The organism is Rhodococcus sp. ACT016, from assembly GCF_050477185.1.
Classification (GTDB): domain Bacteria; phylum Actinomycetota; class Actinomycetes; order Mycobacteriales; family Mycobacteriaceae; genus Prescottella.
In genome coordinates this window covers 848,047-870,856 of sequence record NZ_JBEAET010000001.1, presented here as the reverse complement: position 1 = coordinate 870,856, position 22,810 = coordinate 848,047, and the positions used below count along the sequence as shown (strand labels likewise).

Annotated in this window: 22 protein-coding genes; 10 read left to right on the top strand and 12 right to left on the bottom strand. The window is 68.5% G+C overall.

All coding sequences use genetic code 11. From position 1 onward, the window contains the following. Positions 1-2 precede the first annotated feature (2 nt). The gene (locus tag ACQ5DX_RS04150) at positions 3-2,081 is read right to left on the bottom strand and encodes a hypothetical protein (protein ID WP_430331414.1); all 2,079 of its coding nucleotides are present in this window, start codon (positions 2,079-2,081) and stop codon (positions 3-5) included. Between the two features lie 300 nt (positions 2,082-2,381). On the opposite strand from ACQ5DX_RS04150, the gene ACQ5DX_RS04145 reads away from it, so the two are divergent. Together ACQ5DX_RS04145 and ACQ5DX_RS04140 are read left to right on the top strand one after the other, a co-directional pair. Then, positions 2,382-3,149 carry a ribonuclease H family protein gene (locus tag ACQ5DX_RS04145; protein WP_430331413.1) on the top strand — a complete coding sequence of 256 codons (768 nt, stop codon included), beginning with the start codon at positions 2,382-2,384 and terminating at the stop codon, positions 3,147-3,149. A gap of 172 nt (positions 3,150-3,321) precedes the next feature. Continuing rightward, entirely contained in the window at positions 3,322-3,813 is a 492-nt protein-coding gene (locus ACQ5DX_RS04140) for a YfbM family protein (RefSeq protein WP_430331412.1), read from the top strand. Between the two features lie 18 nt (positions 3,814-3,831). On the opposite strand, the gene ACQ5DX_RS04135 is transcribed toward ACQ5DX_RS04140, so the two are convergent. After that, positions 3,832-5,460 carry a fatty acyl-AMP ligase gene (locus ACQ5DX_RS04135; RefSeq protein ID WP_430331411.1) on the bottom strand — a complete coding sequence of 543 codons (1,629 nt, stop codon included), beginning with the start codon at positions 5,458-5,460 and terminating at the stop codon, positions 3,832-3,834. Positions 5,461-5,624: 164 nt separating this feature from the next. Between ACQ5DX_RS04135 and ACQ5DX_RS04130 the strand changes: the two genes are divergently transcribed. From ACQ5DX_RS04130 to ACQ5DX_RS04105, 6 genes are all read left to right on the top strand, one after another. Next, positions 5,625-7,307 carry a peptide chain release factor 3 gene (locus ACQ5DX_RS04130; RefSeq protein WP_430331410.1) on the top strand — a complete coding sequence of 561 codons (1,683 nt, stop codon included), beginning with the start codon at positions 5,625-5,627 and terminating at the stop codon, positions 7,305-7,307. Further along, the gene (gene pnuC / locus ACQ5DX_RS04125) at positions 7,304-7,972 is read left to right on the top strand and encodes a nicotinamide riboside transporter PnuC (protein WP_430331409.1); all 669 of its coding nucleotides are present in this window, start codon (positions 7,304-7,306) and stop codon (positions 7,970-7,972) included. Before ACQ5DX_RS04130 ends, pnuC begins: the two co-directional genes overlap by 4 nt. A 28-nt stretch (positions 7,973-8,000) precedes the next feature. Beyond that, complete coding sequence (locus ACQ5DX_RS04120; protein ID WP_430331408.1) at positions 8,001-8,873, top strand: LLM class F420-dependent oxidoreductase; 873 nt, start codon at positions 8,001-8,003, stop codon at positions 8,871-8,873. A gap of 347 nt (positions 8,874-9,220) precedes the next feature. Next, positions 9,221-9,676, top strand: a complete 456-nt coding sequence (locus ACQ5DX_RS04115; RefSeq protein WP_430331407.1) for a hypothetical protein — start codon at positions 9,221-9,223, stop codon at positions 9,674-9,676. 22 nt (positions 9,677-9,698) lie between these two features. Further along, positions 9,699-10,400 carry a response regulator transcription factor gene (locus ACQ5DX_RS04110; protein WP_430331406.1) on the top strand — a complete coding sequence of 234 codons (702 nt, stop codon included), beginning with the start codon at positions 9,699-9,701 and terminating at the stop codon, positions 10,398-10,400. Continuing rightward, complete coding sequence (locus ACQ5DX_RS04105) at positions 10,400-11,689, top strand: sensor histidine kinase (protein ID WP_430331405.1); 1,290 nt, start codon at positions 10,400-10,402, stop codon at positions 11,687-11,689. Before ACQ5DX_RS04110 ends, ACQ5DX_RS04105 begins: the two co-directional genes overlap by 1 nt. 21 nt (positions 11,690-11,710) lie before the next feature. Here the strand turns inward: ACQ5DX_RS04105 and ACQ5DX_RS04100 are convergent, their stop codons facing one another. After that, on the bottom strand, positions 11,711-12,352 hold the full coding sequence (locus tag ACQ5DX_RS04100; protein WP_430331404.1) for a TetR/AcrR family transcriptional regulator: 642 nt from the start codon (positions 12,350-12,352) through the stop codon (positions 11,711-11,713). Between the two features lie 85 nt (positions 12,353-12,437). On the opposite strand from ACQ5DX_RS04100, the gene ACQ5DX_RS04095 reads away from it, so the two are divergent. After that, a complete protein-coding gene (locus ACQ5DX_RS04095; RefSeq protein ID WP_430331403.1) occupies positions 12,438-13,733 on the top strand; it encodes a hypothetical protein in 1,296 nt (431 codons plus the stop codon). A gap of 56 nt (positions 13,734-13,789) precedes the next feature. On the opposite strand, the gene ACQ5DX_RS04090 is transcribed toward ACQ5DX_RS04095, so the two are convergent. From ACQ5DX_RS04090 to ACQ5DX_RS04055, 8 genes are all read right to left on the bottom strand, one after another. Next, positions 13,790-14,824 carry an enoyl-CoA hydratase/isomerase family protein gene (locus ACQ5DX_RS04090; RefSeq protein ID WP_430331402.1) on the bottom strand — a complete coding sequence of 345 codons (1,035 nt, stop codon included), beginning with the start codon at positions 14,822-14,824 and terminating at the stop codon, positions 13,790-13,792. Between the two features lie 26 nt (positions 14,825-14,850). Beyond that, positions 14,851-15,555: a pyridoxine/pyridoxamine 5'-phosphate oxidase gene (locus ACQ5DX_RS04085; protein ID WP_430331401.1), complete on the bottom strand. Its 705-nt coding sequence runs from the start codon at positions 15,553-15,555 to the stop codon at positions 14,851-14,853. Positions 15,556-15,564: 9 nt separating this feature from the next. After that, positions 15,565-15,975 (bottom strand): VOC family protein, encoded by a 411-nt coding sequence (locus tag ACQ5DX_RS04080; RefSeq protein WP_430331400.1) that lies wholly within the window; start codon positions 15,973-15,975, stop codon positions 15,565-15,567. Further along, entirely contained in the window at positions 15,972-16,466 is a 495-nt protein-coding gene (locus ACQ5DX_RS04075; RefSeq protein ID WP_430331399.1) for a nuclear transport factor 2 family protein, read from the bottom strand. Before ACQ5DX_RS04075 ends, ACQ5DX_RS04080 begins: the two co-directional genes overlap by 4 nt. A gap of 131 nt (positions 16,467-16,597) precedes the next feature. Further along, a complete protein-coding gene (locus ACQ5DX_RS04070) occupies positions 16,598-18,388 on the bottom strand; it encodes an ABC-F family ATP-binding cassette domain-containing protein (protein ID WP_430331398.1) in 1,791 nt (596 codons plus the stop codon). After that, positions 18,388-19,323, bottom strand: coding sequence for a 4-(cytidine 5'-diphospho)-2-C-methyl-D-erythritol kinase (locus ACQ5DX_RS04065; protein WP_430331397.1), 936 nt, complete (start codon positions 19,321-19,323; stop codon positions 18,388-18,390). Before ACQ5DX_RS04065 ends, ACQ5DX_RS04070 begins: the two co-directional genes overlap by 1 nt. A gap of 73 nt (positions 19,324-19,396) precedes the next feature. Further along, positions 19,397-20,140: an ABC transporter permease gene (locus ACQ5DX_RS04060; protein ID WP_430331396.1), complete on the bottom strand. Its 744-nt coding sequence runs from the start codon at positions 20,138-20,140 to the stop codon at positions 19,397-19,399. 53 nt (positions 20,141-20,193) lie between these two features. Then, entirely contained in the window at positions 20,194-21,153 is a 960-nt protein-coding gene (locus ACQ5DX_RS04055) for an ATP-binding cassette domain-containing protein (protein ID WP_430331395.1), read from the bottom strand. A 108-nt stretch (positions 21,154-21,261) separates the two neighbouring features. Here ACQ5DX_RS04055 and ACQ5DX_RS04050 point away from each other — a divergent pair, with 108 nt between their 5' ends. Beyond that, positions 21,262-22,230: a helix-turn-helix transcriptional regulator gene (locus tag ACQ5DX_RS04050; protein WP_430331394.1), complete on the top strand. Its 969-nt coding sequence runs from the start codon at positions 21,262-21,264 to the stop codon at positions 22,228-22,230. Here ACQ5DX_RS04050 and ACQ5DX_RS04045 read toward each other — a convergent pair. After that, a complete protein-coding gene (locus tag ACQ5DX_RS04045; protein WP_430331393.1) occupies positions 22,215-22,769 on the bottom strand; it encodes a nuclear transport factor 2 family protein in 555 nt (184 codons plus the stop codon). The genes ACQ5DX_RS04050 and ACQ5DX_RS04045 overlap by 16 nt on opposite strands. Positions 22,770-22,810 lie beyond the last annotated feature (41 nt).

Here is a 22,810-nt window from a genome sequence, read left to right as displayed (position 1 = left end):
CGTCAGCCTTTCTCTGTGACGGTCTCGGGTTCCGTTGCAACGGTGAGGGCGCCGTGCGCCACACCGTCCACCAGGGTGGTGGTCAAGCCTTCGATGGTGTCGAGCAGCCTGCGAGCGGCCGTGTGCCTCGCGCGTAGGTCCTTCAGTGCCGCGGTGACCGCGGCGACCTGGTCTGGCGGCACTCGCGGGATCTCCCACTGCCGCCATGCCGCGCCACTGCGGATCGCGCCCGGCGGTTTTGCAGCGGCGCCACGCGAACGAATCTGCCGTGCAACAAGTTCGGGCACGATACCCGATCCGATGGGGTCGGTGATCCGCAGGACCCGCGCAGGCCACTGCGCCACCGAGGTGCCCTCGTGATCGACGAGGGCACCGAAGGACGACCCCGTGCAGAAAACGATGTCGCCGGGCTCGGTGTACCGGCCACTGGGGTACTTCGTGCTGAACGTCAGGCGGTCGATCCCCCTGCTACCGACCGCGCAGCGCCCCGAGAGTTCCTCGACACCGATGACGGGGACGGTGCCACCCGGTTCGATGTCGGCCGCATCGAGCCGGTTCCCCGACACCACACGCAGTTCCTTCGCATCCGCCAGTTCACCGGCAGTGCGCGTGTATTTGACTGCAGGCGACTGGTATTCGACGCGCAGGTCCACACCGGCTTCAATGCCGGCCGCAGCAATGTCGACGTCGCCGACCAACTCCAGTACCCGGGCGGCGACTTCCGAGGCGTCCGATCGCGGCCGGTGGACACGAGGCCGAGCCGTCAGCGCCGCCGATTCCGCAAGCAGTTCCGACGTCAGGCGCGCGTGACCGAAGCGGAAGGCATGCGCGCGCACCGTCCGCGACGACCCCATCGCCGCGGTGACATCGGCCAGCACCCCATCGATCACGTCGTCGGTCAACTCGAGAGCACCGAGATCGGCCAGCACGGTGCTGCGTTCCGTCGCCGGCACGGTGTGGTCGACGCCGCCGAGAACCCACAGCGCCATGGACAGACCGGGGCGCGCGGGCAGTAGCCCCTCCGGCAGCCGGATCGCAGCGCGGAGGTGCCCCGATCGCAACAGGCCCGACCGGATCGATTCACATTCACGATCGCGCAAGCGGTCGACGAGCGCTCCCGCGGGCCCGAGGAGCACGGCATGCTGGCCTGGGCCCATCTGCATGGCGATGTTGTCGATTTCCGACAGGATTTCCGCGTCGGTGTAGTCGAGCGTGGACGGCGACGGGTACTGCGTCAGGAAGACCGCCGGCTGCGCCAGGCTGAAGCCGGCGCCGAAGCCGCTGTCCGGCGGCGGCACCCGGTGCGCGCGATGCGCTGTCAGGCGACGCCTCGCGAGTCGCGCGCCCGCCGAATCCGATGTTCCCGTCATGACGACGAGATCGCGGTACTCGGGCAGCGCCCGGCGGAGGGCGATCACGAGGTCCGTGCTCTCCGGAGCTGGATCGACGAACAGGGGATGCTCGTCTTCTGCGAGCGCGACGCTCACCCGCGCGCACAGCGTCAGCGCGCCACCGCTGAGGGTGGTGTCGGCGAGCGTCGACCATTGCCCCCTGAAGCGGCGGTCCATGATCGCTTCGAGCGCGTAGGCCGGGGCGAACGCGGCGTCGGCCATCCGGTCAACGTGCGACGCAATCGCGACCAGGTCGTCGCCCAGCGCTTCGATCTCCGAGTACAGGAACTCGTTGTCCGGGTCGATCTCGTCGACCTCGTCGAGCAGGTCCCCCGGATCGAGTTCGCTCAATTGCTCTCCGAGTACGGCCTTCAGGCACAGCAGAGCCGTGATGCCGTCGGTGAGGACCGCGGGATCAACTCCGGAGGCATGCTCGAACAGCGCGTGCATCGCGGTGTCGCGCGCAAACGAGGCACTATTACCCAGCCCGCGCGACTGCACCCATTCGATGATCTCGTTCGCGTCGAACTTCTCGAGCCGACCGTCGACGGCTGCCGGGCGGGGGAACGGCCGGTCGCTGCCTCGGTATCGCCGCATCCACATCGTGACGACCGGACGCTGCACCTTCGCGAGGGTGGCGATATCCCGCTTGGTGAGGAGCAGCGTCGACGACGAACCAGCACGCTGCACTCGCTTCACCCCCCTCCACGAATCTTCGCTATCGATCGATGGCTGCCCGAGGAATCTAGCCGATCGAGCGAACACTCTCGACATCGAATCCATCCAGGCATTGATAACCGGGGTTATCGGATTCTCCACGGCAATTTGTCACACATCTCGGGCATCGTGTCCAACGTCTCGATCATCGACACGAATTGAATGGAGAGACCGTTGCTCGCAGTGATCCACATCCGTCGAAACCAGGGCGGCGCAGGCGAACTCACGCGTTCGGTCGCGGCATGGCGAACCGATGATGTATCCAATTCCCACTTGTTCGTCCGCGAAGATTCCACCGACGAGTGCTACTTCGGCGCGGGCCTCGATGCCTTCGCGCTGCTCCTGGAGATCTCAGTTGCCATTTCAGAAGCCATCCTGCTCCACGTCACCGACAACACACTCCGCAAGGAGATCAGCGCTGTGGTGGATGCGTTCCCCTCGGTGACGATCGCCGGAGTCGCTCGCGGCGCGATCATGGACCTCACGCTCGTGGCCCTCGACGTCCTGGATGCGGACGACCGCGACCGTCAGGCCGCGCAGGAGGAGCGCGAGCGCGAACGGGTCGCCGCACTGCCGGAACTGACCGTCGCCACCGACGCGTCCAAGTCACGCCGCCGGGGAGTCGGCGTGGCCTGCGTGAGCGAGGAAGGTAACCGCCACCAGAAGATGGTCCCGCACGTCAAGACCGTGGTGGCCGGCGAACTGCTCGCCATCGAACTCGCGATCGACCGGTTCATCGACCGTCGACTGCACATCCTCACCGACAGCCAGGCCGCCCTGCAGTACCTTGGAGTCACGAATCCCGATCGGCCGCTGCCCCGCAACGGGGAGGCCACCGCGGTGGCGGACCGAATCCGGCACTCGTTGATCGGTCGAGAAGTGCGGTTCGCCTGGGTGCGCGGGCACAACGGCCATCTGCTGAACGAGACCGCCGACCGACTGGCCGTCGCAGCCCGACGTGCGTACGAAGCCCAGATTCCGACCGAAACCCGACAGTCGATCGCCGATCGAATCGTCGAACCGCTGCTCACCGCAGCCTGATTCAGGGTACGAGTGCACCACTGTGGAGCAGGCCGACAGGACGTCCGTCGGCCGGTTCCTGGCAGGCCTCCGGGTGCTCGAGGTAGCGGAGGAACCAGGACAGAGGCTCCGCGCGCCGGCCGTCGACCGTGTGATTGGATCACCCGAACGACATCTGCTGGGAAGGACTCGAATGACGGCTCGCGCGGTGCTCTTCGCCTTGGATGCCAACGACTCCGAACGTCTGCTCGCCTGCCAGGACGACGACGAGCGAAGCCGGCTCGTCGGAGAGATCGAGGAGCGCTGGGAAGAGGATCATCTCTGCGAACTCGACAAGTCCTGGGACGCGATGCACCGCTGCCTCACGGACGGCGACCTGGCCTACGACAATGGCGACTTCCCCTTGTCGCACGTCATCCTGGGCGGGGAGCCGCTGCACGAGGAAGACGACTACCTCATCTGCTATGTCACCGCGGAGCAGGTCCCCGAGGTCGCCGCGGCCCTCGAACCGCTCGACGGACTGTGGCTGCGCGATCGCTTCGCCGCGCTCACCTTCGACGATTACGAGGGCACCGGCGACGCGGACGACATCGCATACACCGTGGCATTCCTTCCCGACCTGAAGGACTTCTACCGCACGGCGGCACAGAACGGTCGAGCGGTGATCTTCACGGTCGACCAGTAGCGACAGTCGACTCGACGTTCACAACAGTCCGATCGAACTCGACCGCCGCAGCTTGCCGGACGACGTCTTGGGGATGGAGCCGGGGCCGAGGACGGCTACCGAGCGCGGTCGCACGCCGACTTCGGCGACGACGGCGTGCGCAACCTCGTGCTCGATGCGCCGGACCTCGCCCAGGTCGTCGATTGCATTGGTCTCCACGGCAACTGCGAAACTCTCGCGTTTTTCGCCGGCGTCGAGGCGGATCGCGACGGCGTTGCCAGGGCGTACCCCAGCAACGGTTTCGGCGGCCCGTTCGATCTCGACGGGATAGATGTTGCGGCCGCCCATGATGATGACGTCCTTGACGCGCCCACACACCACAACGAGTCCGTCCTCGGTGAAGTACCCGATGTCGCCGGTGTCGATCCAGCCGTCCTCGTCCTGTGTCGGGACAGGTCCCTCGGCCGTGAGATAGCCTGGCGTGACGGACTTTCCACGCAACTGGATCACCCCGACGGCGCGCCGCGGAAGCTCCAGCCCGTCGCGGGCGACCACTCGTCCCTCGAGTCCGGGAACGAGGTGTCCGAGCGTCGCCATGCGGCGGGCGTTGCTCCGGTTGGAACGCACCGCGAGCCCACCGGCCTCGAGCAGATCCGGGTCGACCTGGTCGACGACCAGCCCCTGTCCCGGCTCGGGGAGCGACACCGCGAGAGTGACCTCCGCCATTCCATATGTGGGGGCGAGTGCCATGGGATCCAGACCGAAGCGGGCGCCGGCTTCGGCGAGCTCGACCATCGTGCCGGGATCGATCGGCTCCGCACCGTTGATCAGACAACGCATCGAGGACAGGTCGTATTCGCCGTCGGGCGATTGCGCGAGCCGACGTGCGAGCAGGGAGTACGCGAAGTTCGGTGCGGCGGTGACGGTTCCGCGGTACTTACCCATCAGTTCCGCCCACAACAGCGGAGTCTTGAGGAAATCCATCGGGGTGACGTGGACGGCGGGGGCGCCGATCTGCATGGGCACGGCGAGAAACCCGATCATGCCCATGTCGTGGAATAGCGGAAGCCAACTGATCATGACGTCGCGCTCGGCGCTGACCTTGAGCCGGTCGATCATCGCGTAGGCGTTGGCGTAGAAGTTCGCGTGTGTGAGCTGCACGGCCTTGGGCGAGCCTGTGGACCCCGACGTCAGTTGCTGCAGTGCAATGTCGGTCTCGTCGGTGTCGACCGGATCGATCTCGTGGCCGTCGCGCAGCGCATCCATCGTCACGAAGGCGATGCCGCGTTCCTCCAACAGCGGCACCGCCGCCGCGAAGGGGTCGCCCACGATCACCACGGCGGCCGAGATCATCCGGATGATCGTCTCGGTGTCCCGCGCCCACACCTGCAGATCCGTCCGCGGGGTCGGTTGGTGCAGCATCGTGATCGACGCACCCCGCATCCAAATCGCCTGGCAGGCCGGTGCGATGTCGACTGGCATCCCGGCGAGGACGGCGACGGCATCGCCGTGTCCGATCCCCGCGTCGGCGAGTGCACCGGCCATCCGGCGCGCGATCGCATGGACCTCGCGCCATTCCTGACGGACCGGCGCGTCCGGTTCACCCGTGATCAGGGCCCGCGAACTACTCGCGGCCGTGGCATACATCTCATCGGTGAACTTGCTCATCGAAAGCTCCTCCGGTTCAGTCCGGACACTACGACTGCACAGTGGATCTCCCGTACGTATATCCGCAAGCGGTGCCGACCTGTTACTGCAGGACAGCGCCCGCGTACCCTTGTACCGGTTATCACCGTTTTCTCCACCGGCCCCGACTCCTGAGAGGTTCACCGTTGACCAGCGCCCCCGACTCGGCCGCACTCACCACCGTCGAGAAGGCGCCGACCACCGGTACCGCGCCGAAGTCGCTCGCGGCCGAGGCCGCCCGACGGCGCACGTTCGCGGTCATCTCTCACCCCGACGCCGGTAAGTCGACGCTCACCGAGGCCCTCGCGCTGCACGCGAAGATGATCTCGGAGGCCGGTGCCGTGCACGGCAAGGCGGGCCGCAAGTCGACCGTCTCCGACTGGATGGAGATGGAGAAGGCCCGCGGCATCTCGGTGTCGTCGACGGCTCTCCAGTTCAACTACCACTCGGACGAGACCCCCGAGGATCAGATCAACGTCGTCAACCTCGTCGACACCCCGGGCCACTCCGATTTCTCCGAGGACACGTACCGCGTCCTCACCGCGGTCGACGCCGCCGTCATGCTCATCGACGCCGCGAAGGGCCTCGAGCCGCAGACCCTCAAGCTGTTCCAGGTGTGCCGCCACCGCGGAATCCCGGTCATCACCGTGATCAACAAGTGGGACCGTCCGGGCCGCACCCCTCTGGAGCTGCTCGACGAGATCGACGAGCGCATCGGCCTCACCCCCACCCCGCTGTACTGGCCGGTCGGCATCGCCGGTGATTTCCGGGGACTTCTTCGCCGCGGCGAGGACGGGATTCCGAGCGAGTACGTCCGCTTCACCCGTACCGCGGGCGGCGCCAAGATCGCCCCTGAGGAAGTCATGGACGCCGACGCCGCCCTCGAGCGTGAGGGCGACGAGTGGGTGACCGCGGCCGAGGAGAGCGAGCTGCTCTCGGCGAGCGGTCAGGACCACGACCAGGAGATGTTCCTGGCCGGTCAGACGTCGCCGGTGATCTTCGCGTCCGCGATGCTCAACTTCGGTGTCCGACAGATCCTCGACACGCTCGTCGCACTCGCGCCCGCGCCGGGTGCCCGCAAGGACCTCGCCGAGAAGCCGCGCGAGGTGACCGACCCGTTCAGCGCCGTCGTGTTCAAGGTGCAGGCCGGCATGGATACCGCGCACCGCGACCGGCTGGCGTTCATGCGCGTCGTCTCCGGCGTGTTCGAGCGCGGCATGGTCGTCACACACGCGCAGACCGGCAAGCCGTTCGCCACCAAGTACGCGCTGACGGTGTTCGGCCGCGACCGCAACACGGTCGAGAACGCGTACCCCGGCGACATCGTCGGCCTCGTCAACGCCAACGCGCTCGCGCCCGGACATACGCTGTTCACCGACAAGAAGGTGGAGTTCCCGCCGATCCCGTCGTTCGCGCCGGAGCACTTCTCGGTGCTGCGTGCCGAGAGCGCCAGCAAGTACAAGCAGTTCCGTCGCGCCGTCGACCAGCTCGAGTCCGAGGGTGTGGTGCAGATCCTGCGCAACGACATCCGCGGCGACGCCTCCCCCGTCATGGCGGCCGTCGGCCCCATGCAGTTCGAGGTGGTCGCGGCCCGTATGAAGGCCGAGTTCAACGTCGAGGCGCGGATGGAGCCGCTCGGCTACGCGCTCGCCCGACGCACCGACGCGGAGTCCGCGGTCGAGCTCGGTCGCCAGCGCGGCGTCGAGGTCTTCACCCGCACCGACGGCGTGCTGCTGGCGTTGTTCAGCGACAAGTGGCGCCTCCAGTACATCCAGAAGGAGATGCCGGAGCTGACGCTCGAACCGCTCGTCGCCGCAGGCGATCAGTGAGTTTGCTGCAGACCCTGTTCGACGCCGAACTGCACATCGGAGGCGCCACCATCCTGTGGCGCGAGATCATCGGGAACGCCTTCGGAATCGCATCCGCGATCGGTGGGATGAAGCGCGTCGTGTGGGCGTGGCCGGTGGGGATCATCGGCAACGCCCTGCTGTTCACGGTGTTCATGGGCGCGTTGTTCCACACCCCGCAGGACCTCAACCTGTACGGCCAGGCCGGCCGGCAACTGCTGTTCATCACGGTCAGCGCGTACGGGTGGACGCGGTGGCTGCAGTCCCGGCACGACTCCGGCAGGGCCGTGCTCCCCCGCTGGGCCTCCCCCCGAGCGCGCGCCGGAATGATCGCGACGATGGTGGTGGGCACCGTCGGGTTCGCGAAGGTCTTCGAGATGCTGGGCTCCTGGGGGCCCTGGCCCGACGCCTGGATCTTCACCGGCTCGATCCTGGCCACCTTCGGCATGGCCCGCGGGTGGACCGAGTTCTGGCTGATCTGGATCGGCGTCGATGTGGTCGGTGTCCCGCTCCTGTTCAGCGGCGGCTACTACCCGTCCGCGATCCTGTATCTGGTCTACGCGGCATTCGTGCTGTGGGGGTTCGCGGTGTGGGTGCGGATCCAGCGGCGCTCCGCGACGCAAGAGGCCGTCCCCGCCTCGGAATGATCCACCGACCGGTCCTGTTGGACCCGGTATGACAGAGGTCACACACGACACGGCAGACACCCCCACGTACGGACGGCTCGGCGTCTGGCGCCACGCCTTCGGCCTGCAACCCGAGGTAGGCGCCGAGATCGAGCGGCTCGGCTACGGCGCGATCTGGGCCGGCGGATCGCCGCCCGCGGACCTCCAGGTGATCGAGGACCTGATCGCCGGCACCGAGAACATCACCGTCGCGACCGGCATCGTCAACATCTTCTCCGCACCCGCCGACGAGATCGCGAAGTCGTACCACCGGATCGAAACCCGCCATCCCGGGCGGTTCGTGCTCGGCATCGGCGTCGGACACCCCGAGGTGCCGGGCATGGGTGCCGAAAAGCCCTACGACGCCTTGGTCCGCTACCTCGACGTCCTCGACGACGCGGGCGTCCCGAAGCAGCGTCGGGTACTGGCCGCGCTCGGCCCCAAGGTGCTGAAACTGGCGGCCGACCGCACCGCCGGCGCGCACCCCTACTTGACGCCGCCCGAGCACACGCGGCAGGCCCGCGAGGTGCTCGGCCCGGACGCCCTGCTCGCACCCGAGCAGAAGGTGGTCCTGTCCACCGAAACGGACGCCGCCCGCACAGTCGGACGCGAGGCGGTCGAGAACCCATACCTGCACCTGCGGAACTACCGCCGCAATCTCGAGCGGCTCGGCTTCCCGACCGAGGAACTCGACAACGGCGGCAGCGACCGCGTGATCGACACCCTCGTCGCGCACGGCGACGTGGCCACCATCGCGGCCCGTCTGACCGCGCACCTCGATGCCGGCGCCGATCACGTTGCGGTGCAGGTGCTCCCGATGGCGGGCGATCCGCTGCCGGCGTTGCGGGAACTGGCGGTCCGGCTGGGGTTGGGCAGCCGGTAGACCCACTGCGTCGGGGGCCTCCCGGTAAGGGTCCCGGCTCGACGACGTCACGAGGCGTGACGGATCTGTACGACGGGACACCGACGCTGCTCGTCGACACCGTGAACAAGCCGTACCCGCGAGCTGTGGCAGGCACACGCCCCTCGAATGGACTCTCCAGCCGACCGACTCGAGCTGACGTTCCGGCCTGATCGCAGCTTCGCGAAGTCTGCCCGCACCGCAGTGGCGTCGGCGGGGTGGGATTCTCACCAACCCCTAAGACTTCGCCAACCGAACGCCGAATCCTGCGGGCATAACTTCGTCGGCGTGGAAGCCACCGTGGCCCACACCGAACGAGGAGTGCAGACATGCGAATCACCAGCTTCAGCAACAAGGCTCGCCGTCGGATGATCGTCGCCGCAGCCGGCCTCGGCGCGGCCGGCGCACTCGCGGTACCCGGCGTCGCCTGGGCACAGAACGCCATCCCTGCCGGTTCGCCGGTGACCGTCGCGCCGGTCGTGCAGGCCACGCCCGACACACAGACTGCCGGTACCGACGCGGATGGCGCGAACTGCGCGGTGTCGGTGAAGCCGCTGACGGACGCCGAGCTGCAGAAGCTGATCGACGACGGCGTCGTGACGAAGGACTCCGTCTCCGTCGCGGCGCCGGGCGAGGAGGGGAACTTTGCGATGACCGTGTCCACCGAGGCGGTCCCCGCAACCGAGACGGTTCCCGCCACCCGGATCGAGGGCGCGACGGAGATGAGCGAGCTCGAGACGACCGAGTCGACGGCAGCAGTGACGATCACAGCGCTCGCCTGCTGAGCACTCCCGGGACGCGGGCACTATGGATGCAGTGACCGATAGCGCCCGCATCCTGCTCGTCGACGACGACCCCAAGGTCCTGTCCTCCCTCACGCGGGGGCTCCGACTGTCCGGTTTCGACATAGAGACCGCCGACGACGGGGCCTCCGCGCTCCGGGCCGTCGGCGCAGCTCGCCCGGACGCGATCGTGCTCGACGTGAACATGCCGGTGCTGGACGGCGTCAGCGTGGTCACGGCGCTGCGTGCGATGGGCAACGACGTCCCGATCTGCGTACTCAGCGCGCGAAGCACCGTCGGCGATCGGATCGCGGGCCTCGAGGCCGGCGCCGACGACTACCTCACCAAGCCGTTCGAGCTCGGCGAACTGGTCGCGCGGCTGCGGGCACTGCTGCGCCGGGCGCCCCGCACCCCGGCACCGGCCGGCGTCGTCACGGTGGGCGCGCTCGAGGTGGACCTGCCGGGGCGCCGCGTGCACATGGGCGGCCGACGGGTCGACCTCACCAAACGGGAATTCGATCTGTTGAGCGTCCTGGCCGAGAACGCGGGCATCGTGCTCAGTCGGGTGCGTCTACTGGAACTGGTGTGGGGCTACGACTTCGACGCGGACACCAACGTCGTCGACGTCTTCGTGACGTATCTGCGGAAGAAGTTGGAGGCAGACGGAATGCCGCGTGTGTTGCACACCGTGCGTGGGGTCGGATTCGTGCTGCGGGAGCAGCCGTGATGGCGCGACGACGCTCGCTGTCGCTGCGTGCCCGTGTCGCCGTCGTGTCCGCGCTGGCGGCGACCAGCGTGATCGCCGCGATCGGCGTCGCGTTCGCGGTGTTCCTGCGGGTCAACGGCTCCGAGCAGCTCGACCGCACGCTCGACTCGGTGTCGCTGAGCATGCCCGCTCAGATCACTACCCAGTACAGTTTGTCGCCGATGGGCTCCCCCACCCTCCCCGCCGAGATGCTCACCGACAGCGCCGTCGCAACGGAGACTGTCCGCACCGAGGTCGCCGACGGCGTCACGGTCCGCGCCCGCGACGTGCCGGTCACCGGGGTGGCGGGTACGTTCGTGGGGATCTCGGTTCCCGAGGACGCGCTCACCCGCGCGATCCGGGATCAGCAGTGGCAGGTGGCCGGTGTCGCGGTGGTCGCGATCGCCGTCGCCGCCGGACTCGGCTGGCTGCTCGCCGGCCGTGCCGTGCGCCCACTCCAGCGACTCGCGGCGGCCACGCACACGGTCGGTGACGAACTGCCCGCGTCGCTGCCCGACGTCCGAGGGGCCCGCGAGGCCGAGGAGCTCGGCGAGGCGATCCGGCACATGCTCGATCGAATCGGAAAGGCCCAGAGTAGAACTCAGGATGCACTCGGCGCAGCGCGCGACTTCGCGGCGGTCTCGGCGCACGAACTGCGCACCCCGCTCACGTCGATGCGCACCGACCTGGAGGTGCTCGCTACGATGCCCCTCACCGAAACCCAGCGCGCCGAGATCCTGCGCGAACTGCGGGCCACCGAACGGCAGATCGAGTCGACACTCACCGACCTCGAAAGCCTGGCGGTGGGCGAACTGTCCGACGCCGCCGATCACGAGGACGTCGATCTCGTGGAACTCGCCGACCGGTGCGTCCAGGAATCGTCCCGGCGCCTGCCGGACGTCACCATCGCACTTACCGCACCCGCGGCCATGCCGATGCGAGGGCTTCCGTCCGGGCTGCGGTCGGTCCTCGACAACGCGGTCACGAACGCGGTCAGGCACGGCCGCGCCGATCGCATCGAGATCGCCGTCTCCCCCGACTCCGGTGGCGCCACGATCACATTCGACGACAACGGAATCGGTGTTCCGGAGCACGAGCGGACGACGGTCTTCGAACGGTTCGCACGCGGCTCGTCGGCACATCCCGACGGCTCCGGTCTGGGACTCGCACTCATCGCGCAGCAGGCGTCCCTACACGGGGGCACCGCCGAACTGACCGACAGTCCGCTCGGCGGTGCGCGATTGCGACTCGACTTACCTGCTACCGACTGACGGCATTCCTGAAGGGTGTCGTCATGCCGACTCACCGACCGCCCTGGTGGTGTCCGGCGCCGCGACGAGGGCGGTGAGCATGTCGATCACCGCGGTAGGAAAGTCCTTGTCGGCGAGTGCCATCGGAATCTTGTCCTCGATGAGGCGTGCGCGGTCCGCAAGGGCGGCCGACAAGAGGTCGCCGAGCGCGGCAAGACGTTCGCGAGCCACCGGCTCAGGTAGTGCGTCGAGGTGCTCCATCAGTCCGTCCCAGCATCGCGCGAGGCCCGCCGGCTCGGCGACTGGCAGTGGGCCGAGCTCGCGAGCTCTGTTTCGGTGCCGAACCCACAGGAGGATGCGCAGGTAGTTGCGCCCTGCTTCGGTCTCCAACTCGGCGATCAGCGGCAGTCCGATTGCCTCGACCAGCGCGCGGACGCCCGGCTTGCCGGAGAGCGCGTCGAGTCGCGCGACGCGGCGAGCATCGACTCGCGCGGAGTGACGGTCGATGATCACGTCCAGCAAGTTGTCGCGTGTCTCGAAGTGGTAGTGGATCGCGGACATGTTCCGCTGTCCGGCCTCACGGTTGATCTCCCTGAGGACGACCCCCTCCACGCCGCGCCGGGCGAACAGCCTCTCAGCCGCCGCTATCAGGCTTTCTCTGGTGGATGTCGCGTCGCGAGGCACGCCGACACCCTACTGCGCCAGGTCTTGAGCATCGTCCACCCGTCTGTTCTAATTCCCTAGATTAAAACAGGATTACGGAGGACCCATGCCAAACCGAAGAACACCGATCTTGCTCGTCACACTGCCCCTGGCCTGCGCTGTGCTCGTGGCCGCGGCCGTCCTGACCGACCGCGACGCGGGCGCGGACACCGCGTCGGCATCAACCGAGTCGGCGTCGGCCATGGCGCCTTTCGCCGAGGCTGTCACCGCCGCCGAGCGAGCCGTTCGGAATGCCCCCTTCGCCGGGTCCGCGACCGAATTGGCCGAAGGGCTCGACTACGTGCGCGGACTGACGAAGAACGCAGTGCGCATGGCGTGGAACGACGACCCGGACTTCCCGCGAATGGAACAACTCACGGCTGCGGACGGCAAGGTCGGTTTGGACAACCCCGATGCCATCTACATGCGCGCACCGCTACGGGACGACGCCGAGTACGTCGTCACCGGAACCCGTTCCACAGTCAAGGACCTGTCATTTCAGATTCTGAGCGGCGACTACCTGGCACTCCCCTTCCCCCAGAGCCTGGCTGCGTTCGGCGACAACTCGTTCACCATCGCCCCCGACGGCAGCTACAGCTTCCGCCTCAGCCCGCACTGCTCGGGCGCCCGGGACTGCGTCGCTCTCCCCCAAGGCTCCGGCGTTCTCTTCACCCGCGAGGTGTATTCCGACTGGGACACCGAGCGTCGCGGCAGCATCACCATCCGCCGCAGCGACCGGATCGGCGCCGCCCCGGAACCCACCACTCCGGATAGGGAAGCCGCCAGATTTCGTGCCGCCGCAGACTTCCTGACGGGGCAGGTGAGCCTGTGGATCGACTTCACCAGCCAGATGTACGGGCCCCTCCCGCCCAACACGCTGACGCAGCCAAAATCCACCGCCGGCGGACTCCCCACCCAGTACTCCTCGACCGGCACCTACAGCCTCGCCGACGACGAGGCGCTCATCGTCACCGTGCCACGCTCCGCCGCGCCGTATCAGGGAATTCAGCTCGGCAGCGACTGGTACGTCTCACTCGACTACATCAACCACAGCACCAGCCTCACCGCCGACCAGGCCCGCACAGACCCGGATGGACAGCTCCGATTCGTCGTCTCACGCCAAGACCCCGGCCTCGCCAACTGGCTGGAGACAACCGGGCACGACACCGGGTACATCCATCTGCGCTGGCAGGGCCAGACCGAACCTCTGACCGATGTCGACAAACCCACCGTCGAGGTCGTCAAAGTTTCGGAACTTCCCCGCAAACTGCCGTTTTACGCGCAGGCAGGCATCTCACCCGAGCAGTACCGTCAAGCCATCGCGGCGCGACAAATCGCCGTCGCCGACAGGATGATCAGCTGATGCGAATGCGCCCGCCGCAAACACGGCGGGCGCATTCGTGAGTGTCGGTCGGCGGTCTACTCCGCCAGTTCGGCCGTGATCTCGGTGAACAGCGCCTCGATCGCCTCCGCGTCGATGTCGTCGATCGACGGCGGGTTCCAGGACGGGTTGCGGTCCTTGTCGACCAGCACGGCGCGCACGCCCTCGATGAAATCGGCGTTGCGGGTGACCTCGGCGCCGAGGACCAGCTCGAGGTCCAGGCACTGCTCGAGGGTCAGATCCGCACCCCGGCGCACCAACTCGGCGGTGATCCACAGGCTGCTCGGGGCCACCGTCGTCAGGGCCTCGCGGGTCTGCTTGGACCACTCGTCGTCACCGGTCAGCTTCTCCACCATGTCGGCGACGGTGCCCGACCCGAAGACGCGGTCGATCTCACCCTGCCGATCCGCCAGCTCCGACGCCGGGGCGTCGGTGGTGTGGCGGGCGAGCACGTCGTCGAGTTCGCCGTCGCGCATCGCACGAATGTCGTCGGCGAGCGCAGCGAGCTTGTCGCTGGGCACGAAGTGGGTGGCCAGTCCTGCGGCGATTGCGTCGGCGGCGGAGGCGCGGGCACCGGTCAGGCCCAGGTACATCCCCGTCGCTCCGGTCAGGCGGGGCAGGAAGTAGCTGGCGCCGATGTCGGGGAAGAAGCCGATCGCCGTTTCGGGCATAGCCAGGGCAGCCTTCTCGGTCACCACGCGCACCGATCCGTGGACCGAGATGCCGAGCCCACCGCCCATCGCATGACCGTCGATGAGCGCGATGTACGGCTTGGGGTAGTTCGCGATCAACGCATTGAGCTGGTATTCGGTGGAGAAGAACTCGTGGACCGAGTTGTGGTCCCGGTCGAGCGCGGACTGGCGCACGGACTTGATGTCGCCGCCCGCGGAGAACGCCCGGTCCGACGCGCTGGTCACCAGCACCGCGGTGATGGCATCGTCGTCGCGCCACTGCATCAATGCGGCGTACATGTCGCGAATCATGCTGTTGTCCAAGGCATTGAGCGCCCTGGGCCGATCGAGCACGATCTGCGCGACGGTTCCGTGCACATGGGTCTGGATGAACGACGTCATCGCGACTCCCTTTCCTGTCGAACGATTCACGGCCACAACGCGTCGATGTGCCAACCGGCTCCCTCGCCGGGAGGGATGCGCCGGTAGCGGACACGCAGGTGCCGTCGGCCCGGGTCTGCGTGCCAGAACTCGACTGTCACCGGAACCAGGCACCAAGCCTGCCAGGTTGTCGAAACGAACGATCGGTCGGCCTCCACCTGGGCCGTCGCGACCCGGACGGCGTCGTCGTAATCGCCGACGGCGGTGAGGATCTCGCTCTGCAGGCTCGCAGCCGCCACCGCTCGCGCCGTCACCGACCGGTCCAGGAAGTCGCGTGCGCTCACCTCGCGGTCGCCGCGTCGGACCGCGCCACGCACCCGGACCTGTCGACCCTGCTCACGCCAGTAGAACGTCAGCGCTGCGGCGGGGTTGGCGTCGAGCTGACCGGCCTTGGGCGACCTCAGGTCGCTCGAGAACCACCATCCGCGCTCGGTGACGTCCTTGAGCAGCAGTGTTCGGGCGTCGGGCGCCCCGGACGCGTCGACCGTGGCGAGCGTCGCGACCTGGGGTTCGACGACGCCGGCCGCGGCAGCTTCCTCGAGCCACGACAGGAACAGCTCGACGGGGTCGGCGGGCAGGGCGGGGTCGGGAGGCATCGGCAATCCGCTGCTCGGCGGCGAGGCCGGCGCACCCGGAAAGGCACGCAGCCAACCGCGGGTGTCGGGGAACGACTCGCGGGGCGGAACAGTCACCCGCCGACCCTATCCTCCGGTGCCACCCTTCACCGGACCCGACAACATCCAACGGTGCCCGAAGGGGTCGATGAGCGTCGCGTTGCGGCGGCCGTAGTTCTCCGAGATCCACCGCTCGACCGTGCCCCCGGCGTCGTGGGCCCGCGCGAGCACCACGTCGGTGTCGTCGACCGGCAACATCAGGCTGACCGACGTCGCACCGGACTCGGGCGCGGTGAGCCCCATTTCCGGGAACTCCTCGGCCACATAGATCATCCCGGTCTGCAGACGCAATTCGGCGTGCCCGATGCGACCGTCGTCCAGCACGATCGGCTCCCCCACCAATTCGGCCCCGAACGCCCTCCGGTACCACTCCAGCGCCTCACGTGCCCCGCGAACCGTCAGGTACGGCAGGGCGCCGGCCGGAGGGAAGTCCGTCACGGAGCCACCCCGGGCACCCCCGACTGCGGCGACCCGACCAGCGACCAGCGATTGGACGTCAGACGGAAGCTCGGCATGTCGGCCAGCGAGTACACGGACTCGTAGGTGCGCTCGTACGCCGTGTGCGCGATCTTCCACCGACCGGCAGCGTCCTTGGCGTAGCGGTCCTGGTAGAACGCGGCGCCGTGCATGTACATCTGGTCACCGGGCACCACCACGGTGTCGGACAGGTACCAGATGCCCGTTGCGGTATCGCCGTGCACGTCGATCTCCGGGTGGCCGCAGTGGTGCTCGGTGATGACGTGCGGACCGAGCGTGTCCTGCATGAAGGAAACGAACGCGTCGCGGGAGTCGAAGCGCAGATGCTCGGCGTAGGTGGCCGTCGCATCGGGCAGCAGGGTGTCCGCGAATTCCGCCCACGACTTCGTGTCGAGGGCGCGCACGTACCGGTACTTGAGCCGACTGATCTCGGCTATCGCCTCCAGATCCACGATGCCCGCCCTCCACCCCGCGCGTACGGTACAAGTGCAGGCTAACCGTCGCCGCAGCGCTATGGGGCGGTAGCGGCATTATCGTTGCACGCGCAGCCGAACGAGGCATTCCCCCGCCGAGCGATCGAGCGTCACTCGAGCTCGGCGGCGAGCTCCATCCACTGCTCCTCGGCGGCCTCCTTCTCGGCCACCACCTGCTTGAGCTCGGCGTCCAGACTCATCAGCTTGGACGGGTCCGTCGCCGCCTCCGCGAGCTGCGCGTGCAGCTTCTCCTCGCGCTCGGACAGCTTCGACACCGTGCGCTCGAGCCGGGCCAGCTCCTTGCGGGCCGCGCGGTCGGCGGCACCGTCCCGGGCCACCTTGGGAGCGACCGCGCCGGCGCTGGACGCGACCGACTGCGCCACGTTCTCGGGCTTCTGCGCCAGCACCGCACGGCGGCGCAGATACTCCTCGATGCCGCCGGGCAGGTTGGTCAGCTTGCCGTCGCCGAACAGCGCCCACGTCGTGTCGCAGATCCGCTCGATGAGGTAGCGGTCGTGGGAGATGACCACCATCGTGCCGGCCCAGCCGTCGAGCAGGTCCTCGAGCTGCTGCAGGGTGTCGATGTCGAGGTCGTTGGTGGGCTCGTCGAGCAGCAGCACGTTGGGCTCGCTCATGAGCACCCGGGTGAGCTGCAGGCGGCGCCGCTCACCACCGGACAGGTCACCGACCGGGGTGCGCTGCCGGGCCGGCGCGAATCCCAGCCGTTCGGCGAGCTGACCGGCCGAGATCTCCTTGTCGCCCAGCGTGATCCGTTCGGCGACGTCCTTGACCGCGTCGAGTACCCGCATGTCGGTGGGCAGGTCGTCGAGCTCCTGACGCAGCCAGCCGATCTTGACGGTCTGGCCCTGGATCCGCTTGCCCGCGGCCGGTTCCACTTCGCCGGCCAGGGTCCGCAGCAGCGTCGTCTTGCCGGACCCGTTGACGCCGACCAGGCCGACCCGTTCGCCCGGTGCGAGCCGCCACGTGAGGTCGTGGACCAGTTCGCGGCCGTCGGGCGTCGTGAGCTTCGCCTCCTCGAGCTCGATAACGACGCGTCCCAGGCGTCGCTTCGCGAACGACGCGAGCGCGATGCTGTCGCGCGGGGCCGGGACGTCCGCGATGAGCGCCTCGGCGGCCTCGACCCGGTACTTCGGCTTGGAGGTCCGGGCCTGCGGTCCGCGGCGCAGCCACGCCAGTTCCTTGCGGGCGAGGTTCTGTCGCCGCTCCTCGGCGGCATCGGCCTGCCGGGCGCGTTCGGCGCGCGCGAAGATCCAGTCGTTGTAGCCGCCCTCGTAGCTCTCGACCTTGCCACCCACCACTTCCCACGTGCGGGTCGCGACGGTGTCGAGGAACCAGCGGTCGTGGGTGACGACGACCAGCGCCGAGCGCCTCGACACGAGGTGCTCGGCGAGCCACTGCACACCCTCGACGTCGAGATGGTTGGTGGGCTCGTCGAGCACTAGCAGATCGAGGTCCTGGACCAGGGCGGCGGCGAGGGCGACGCGGCGACGCTCGCCGCCGGACAGCCCGTCGACCTTCGCGTCGAGACCGAGGTTGTCGATGCCGATACCCGCGAGGATGCCGCGGATACGGGCGTCACCGGCCCACTCGTGGTCCGCGACGCCCAGCGGCCCGAGGACGACGTCACCGACCGTCGAACCAGACGGCAGCACGCCACGCTGGGTCACCACCGCCATCCGCAGCCCGCCGACCCGGCTCACGCGCCCCGAGTCGGGCTCCTCGATCCCGGCGAGCACCTCGAGCATCGTGGTCTTGCCGCCTCCGTTGAGGCCGACGACGCCGATGCGTTCCCCCTCCTGCACACCGAGCGAGACGGAGTCGAGCAGCGGCTTGATGCCGAAGGACTTCGAAACCTGTTCGAGATTGATCAAATTCGCCATCAGTGGCTGCCTTCCGGCTCGGAGTCGATCACGCGTGCACCGGGCACCGGCCCGCTCGCGACACGCACGGTGCGGCACACTCCCGCACCCGAGAGTTCCGCGCTCACCGCGACGGCGGAGTCGGCGTCCGCGCACAGGAACGCGCACGTCGGGCCGGAGCCCGACACGATGCCGGCCAGGGCTCCCGCGGTCACCCCGGCCCGGAGCGTGCGGCGCAGTTCCGGTTCCAGCGACAGCGCCGCCGCTTGGAGGTCGTTGCCGAGCAGCGGCGCCAGCGCGGCGGCGTCGCCGGATGCGAGGGCGTGCATGAGATCGGCGGCGTCGCCGACCCGCGGCGGATTGCCCTCGGCGCGCAACCGATCCAGCTCGCGGAACACCGTGGGCGTGGACAGCCCACCCTTCGCCAGCGCGAGAACCCAGTGGAACGTGTTGCGCGACAGCACGGGCAGCAGCTTCTCGCCACGCCCGGTCCCGAACGCCGTTCCGCCGTGGAGACTGAACGGCACATCGCTGCCGAGCCGGGCCGCGAACTCGCCGAGCGCGTCCCGGTCCAGACCGAGTCGCCACAGTTCGTTGAGGGCCACCATCGCGGCCGCCGCGTCGGCGCTGCCGCCGGCCATGCCGCCCGCGACCGGGATGCCCTTGTGGATCGAGATCTCGACGTCGGGGGCGATGCCCGCCTCGGCGGCGAGCATCTCGGCGGCCTTCCAGACCAGGTTGGAGGCGTCGGTGGGCACCGAGGCGGCACCCTCACCGCGCACCCGCACCGCGAGCGAATCGGCGTGAACGACGGACACGTCGTCGGTGAGTGAGAGAGCCTGGAACACGGTCCTCAGCTCGTGGTAGCCGTCCTCCCGGAGGTCACCGACCGCTAGGTGCAGGTTGACCTTGGACGGCGCCCGGACGGTGACGGGGCGAGGAACGACGGAGAGCACAGGTTCCAACAATAGGCGGTGCGCCCGAGGTGACGAAAACGCACCTCAGGCGGCACTTACCTCGGTCGAACGCCTACCGCACCGATCGGACGCCGACACCGAGTCCCACCGCGGCGACAGTGACCGCGGCGATCACACCCGACAGCACCGACCTGGACACCAGATCGCCTGCGAACAGGGCCCGCTCGGCCTCGACCACGTAGCCGAGCGGATTGATCGCGACGAGCGCCCGCATCCATCCGGGGGCGTCGTCGAGCGGCAGCATCGTGCCCGACAGGATCAGCATCGGGAACATCAGCGTCTGCTGCACCACCCAGAACATCCAGTCCTGGTTCCGGACGGCCAGGGCCAACGCGTACGACAGCGCGCCGAGGCCCACACCGAACACGCCGAGCAACACGATGCCCACGACGGCACCGAGCGGGTCGACGTCGAGCCCCAGGGGCAGCGCCACCAGGATGATCAGAACTGCCTGTGCCGCAAGGGGAACCATTTCCTTCGCGGCCCGCCCGATCAGAAGCGACGAGCGATGCAGGGGCGTCACGAGCATCCGTTCGTGCGAGCCCTGCCGCATCTCCATCAACAGGTTCGACCCCGTCATGGACGTGCCGAAGATCGCGATCATCACCAGTACCCCGGGAATGAACCAGTTCCACACGCTCTCCCCCATGCCGGGCACGCTCTTCAACAGCGGGCCGAACAGCGCGAGCAGGATCAGGGGTTGGGCGAGGCTGAACACGACGCTCACTGGGTCGCGCAGGGTGGGGCGCAGTTCACGGGCCATGACGATGCCGCTGTCGCGGACGATGCCGGTCATGAGAGGTCTCCTCGGTCTGGTCTGGGAATCGAATCGGGTGGAGGGGCGCGTGCTCACGCCGCTGCGGTCTCACGCAGGCTGCGCCCGGTGAGGCCGAGAAAGACGTCGTCGAGCGTCGGCCGTGCCATCTCCGCGGTCGCGACGCGCAGGCCCGACCCCTCGACCGCGCGGAGAAGCGCCGGCAGCGTGGCATCGCCCTCACCGGTGCGGACCCGGATCACGGCACCGCTCGCCGTCACCTCGCGCACCGTGACGAGCGTTTCCGCGAGGCCGGACGCACGAGCCGCCGCGGCGGCATCGTCGAATCCGATCGTCAGCAGATCCCCCGCCAGCTCGGACTTGAGCGCGGACGCCGTGTCGTCGGCGATCACCGTGCCGCGGTCGATGACGATCACCCGCTCGGCCATCGCGTCGGCTTCCTCGAGGTAGTGCGTGGTCAGCACGATGGTCGTGCCCATCTGTGCGCGCAGGCGCAGGATGTGTTCCCACAGGTTGGCGCGGCTCTGCGGGTCCATGCCGGTGGTCGGTTCGTCGAGGAACAGCAGCGGTGGTCGATGGACGAGCCCGAGTGCGATGTCGAGCCGTCGGCGTTGGCCGCCCGACAACGTGCTCACCTTGCGTGTGGCCAGCTCGGCGAGATCGAGGGCGTCGAGCAGTTCGTCCGCCCGCGCCGACGACTCCGGCTTTGCCATGCCGTAGCAGAGTCCCTGGGTCACCAGTTCGTCCCGGACCCGCTGATTGTGTCCGGCGCCGCTGCCCTGTCCGCCGTAGCCGATCCGGCGCCGCACCTCGTCCCGATCGGTGGTGACGTCGAATCCGGCGACGCTCGCCCGCCCCGAGGTGGGCGCCAGCAGGGTGGTCAGCATCCGCAGGGTCGTCGACTTGCCGGCGCCGTTGGGGCCGAGCAGCGCCACCAGTTCGCCCTCGGCGACTTCGAGGTCGACGTCCACGACCGCGTCGACGGTGTTCTTGCCCTGCTTGAACTGTTTGGTCAACCCCTCCGTGCGGATCATCGCGTGCATCGTCGTGCCTCCCCGTTTCGTGTTTCTTCGTCGGTCACCACGAAAGTTAGGAGCTATTGAGGACACCTAGCGTCCGCAATTTCTGGGATGCTCCGATGCATGCGGGAAACTTCGGCACGGCTGCTCCGGCTGCTCTCCCTGCTCCAAACCCGACGCGACTGGTCGGGTGTCGAACTGGCCGAGCGGCTGGACATCACCCCACGCACCGTCCGGCGCGACGTCGACAAGCTGCGCGGCCTCGGCTACCCCGTGGACGCGACCGTCGGCGTCGGCGGCGGGTACCGACTCGGCGCGGGCGCCGAGATGCCGCCGCTACTGCTCGACGACGACGAGGTCCTCGCCGTCGCCCTCGGCCTGCAATCCGGCGCGACGGGATCGGTCGTCGGGATCGGTGAGTCGTCGGTGCGCGCGCTCACCAAGCTGCGGCAGGTGATGCCGTCGCGGCTGCGACACCGCCTCGAGGCGCTACAGGTGGACGTGGTGCAGCGCGAACCGGCACCGAGCGCCGTCGACGCCGCGGTGCTGGCCGCGATCGCATCGGTGTGCCACAACCACGAGCGCCTCCGCTTCGACTACCGCACCCACGACGGCAGCGAGAGCAGGCGGGAGGTGGAGCCGTACCGGCTGGTGCGGTCCGGGTGGCGTTGGTACCTCGTCGCGTGGGACACGATGCGCGACGACTGGCGGTCCTTCCGCGTCGACCGCATGGAACCGAAGATCCCGACCGGGCCGCGGTTCCCACCGCGCGATCTACCGCCCGGCGGCGCAGCCGAGTTCGTCGCGCGCGGCGTCAACCGGGCGGTGACCCAGGTGCGCGCGCGGGTGCTGCTGCACGCCCCCATCGACGACATCGCTCCGATGGTCGACGCCGCCTGGGGCACGCTCGAGCACGGGCCCGACGACCAGTGCGTGGTTGCCCTCGGCGGCGATTCGCTGCGGTCGATCGCGCGATGGCTCAGCGCATTCGACGTCGACTTCACCGTGCTGGACCCACCCGGACTGCGCGACGAGTGCAGGCAGGCCGCGCAACGTCACGCGGCGATGGCCAGACGCTACGGCGAGGCCTGACCCGGCACGCTCATCCAGGTGCCGCCGACGTCGTTGCGGATCCACTCGACCTCGATCCGCCGGTCCGCGATCGCCCACCGCCCGTCGCGCCGTTCGAAGCGGTCGAGGTAGCGCAGCCAGACGACGAGGAAGTTGCGGCTGGGGTTACCCGCGTCCGCGGCACTTGTGTGCTGCGCCATCGCGTAGATCTCGGTGGCGGCACTGTCGCCGTCGAGATCGATCAGCTGGTTGCCCGAGAAGTGAAAGGTTCGGTCGAACAGCCCGAAGCCGGCCGGATCGGCCAGGAACTGCATGAAGTCGTCGATCCCGCCCTGGTAGAACGGCGCGTAGTCGTTGTGCGCGTCGTCGAAGAAGCATCCCCGCACCAGCGCCCAGTCCCGCCGGTCGACGCCCCGGAAATAGCGGTGCAGCACGTCGCCGATCTCGGCGCGGTCGCTCAACTCCTCGGGCGTCACGTAGGCCCCCTCCGTCTCGTCGGCTCGGTTGCCGAACCCTAGCGCCGAACTCGGTGCCGGTGCGACGAATCGGGCCGGAGACACGAAACGGGCCCCACTCCGTGAAGGAGTGGGGCCCGTTTTCG

Excerpts from the sequence above, each read along its gene's own strand:
- ACQ5DX_RS04140 (WP_430331412.1), top strand. The coding sequence starts at position 3,322 with ATGACGGCTCGCGCGGTGCTCTTCGCCTTGGATGCCAACGACTCCGAA.
- ACQ5DX_RS04135 (WP_430331411.1), bottom strand. The coding sequence starts at position 5,460 with ATGAGCAAGTTCACCGATGAGATGTATGCCACGGCCGCGAGTAGTTCG.
- ACQ5DX_RS04120 (WP_430331408.1), top strand. The coding sequence starts at position 8,001 with ATGACAGAGGTCACACACGACACGGCAGACACCCCCACGTACGGACGG.
- ACQ5DX_RS04115 (WP_430331407.1), top strand. The coding sequence starts at position 9,221 with ATGCGAATCACCAGCTTCAGCAACAAGGCTCGCCGTCGGATGATCGTC.
- ACQ5DX_RS04110 (WP_430331406.1), top strand. The coding sequence starts at position 9,699 with ATGGATGCAGTGACCGATAGCGCCCGCATCCTGCTCGTCGACGACGAC.
- ACQ5DX_RS04105 (WP_430331405.1), top strand. The coding sequence starts at position 10,400 with ATGGCGCGACGACGCTCGCTGTCGCTGCGTGCCCGTGTCGCCGTCGTG.
- ACQ5DX_RS04095 (WP_430331403.1), top strand. The coding sequence starts at position 12,438 with ATGCCAAACCGAAGAACACCGATCTTGCTCGTCACACTGCCCCTGGCC.
- ACQ5DX_RS04090 (WP_430331402.1), bottom strand. The coding sequence starts at position 14,824 with ATGACGTCGTTCATCCAGACCCATGTGCACGGAACCGTCGCGCAGATC.
- ACQ5DX_RS04070 (WP_430331398.1), bottom strand. The coding sequence starts at position 18,388 with ATGGCGAATTTGATCAATCTCGAACAGGTTTCGAAGTCCTTCGGCATC.
- ACQ5DX_RS04060 (WP_430331396.1), bottom strand. The coding sequence starts at position 20,140 with ATGACCGGCATCGTCCGCGACAGCGGCATCGTCATGGCCCGTGAACTG.
- ACQ5DX_RS04055 (WP_430331395.1), bottom strand. The coding sequence starts at position 21,153 with ATGATCCGCACGGAGGGGTTGACCAAACAGTTCAAGCAGGGCAAGAAC.
- ACQ5DX_RS04050 (WP_430331394.1), top strand. The coding sequence starts at position 21,262 with ATGCGGGAAACTTCGGCACGGCTGCTCCGGCTGCTCTCCCTGCTCCAA.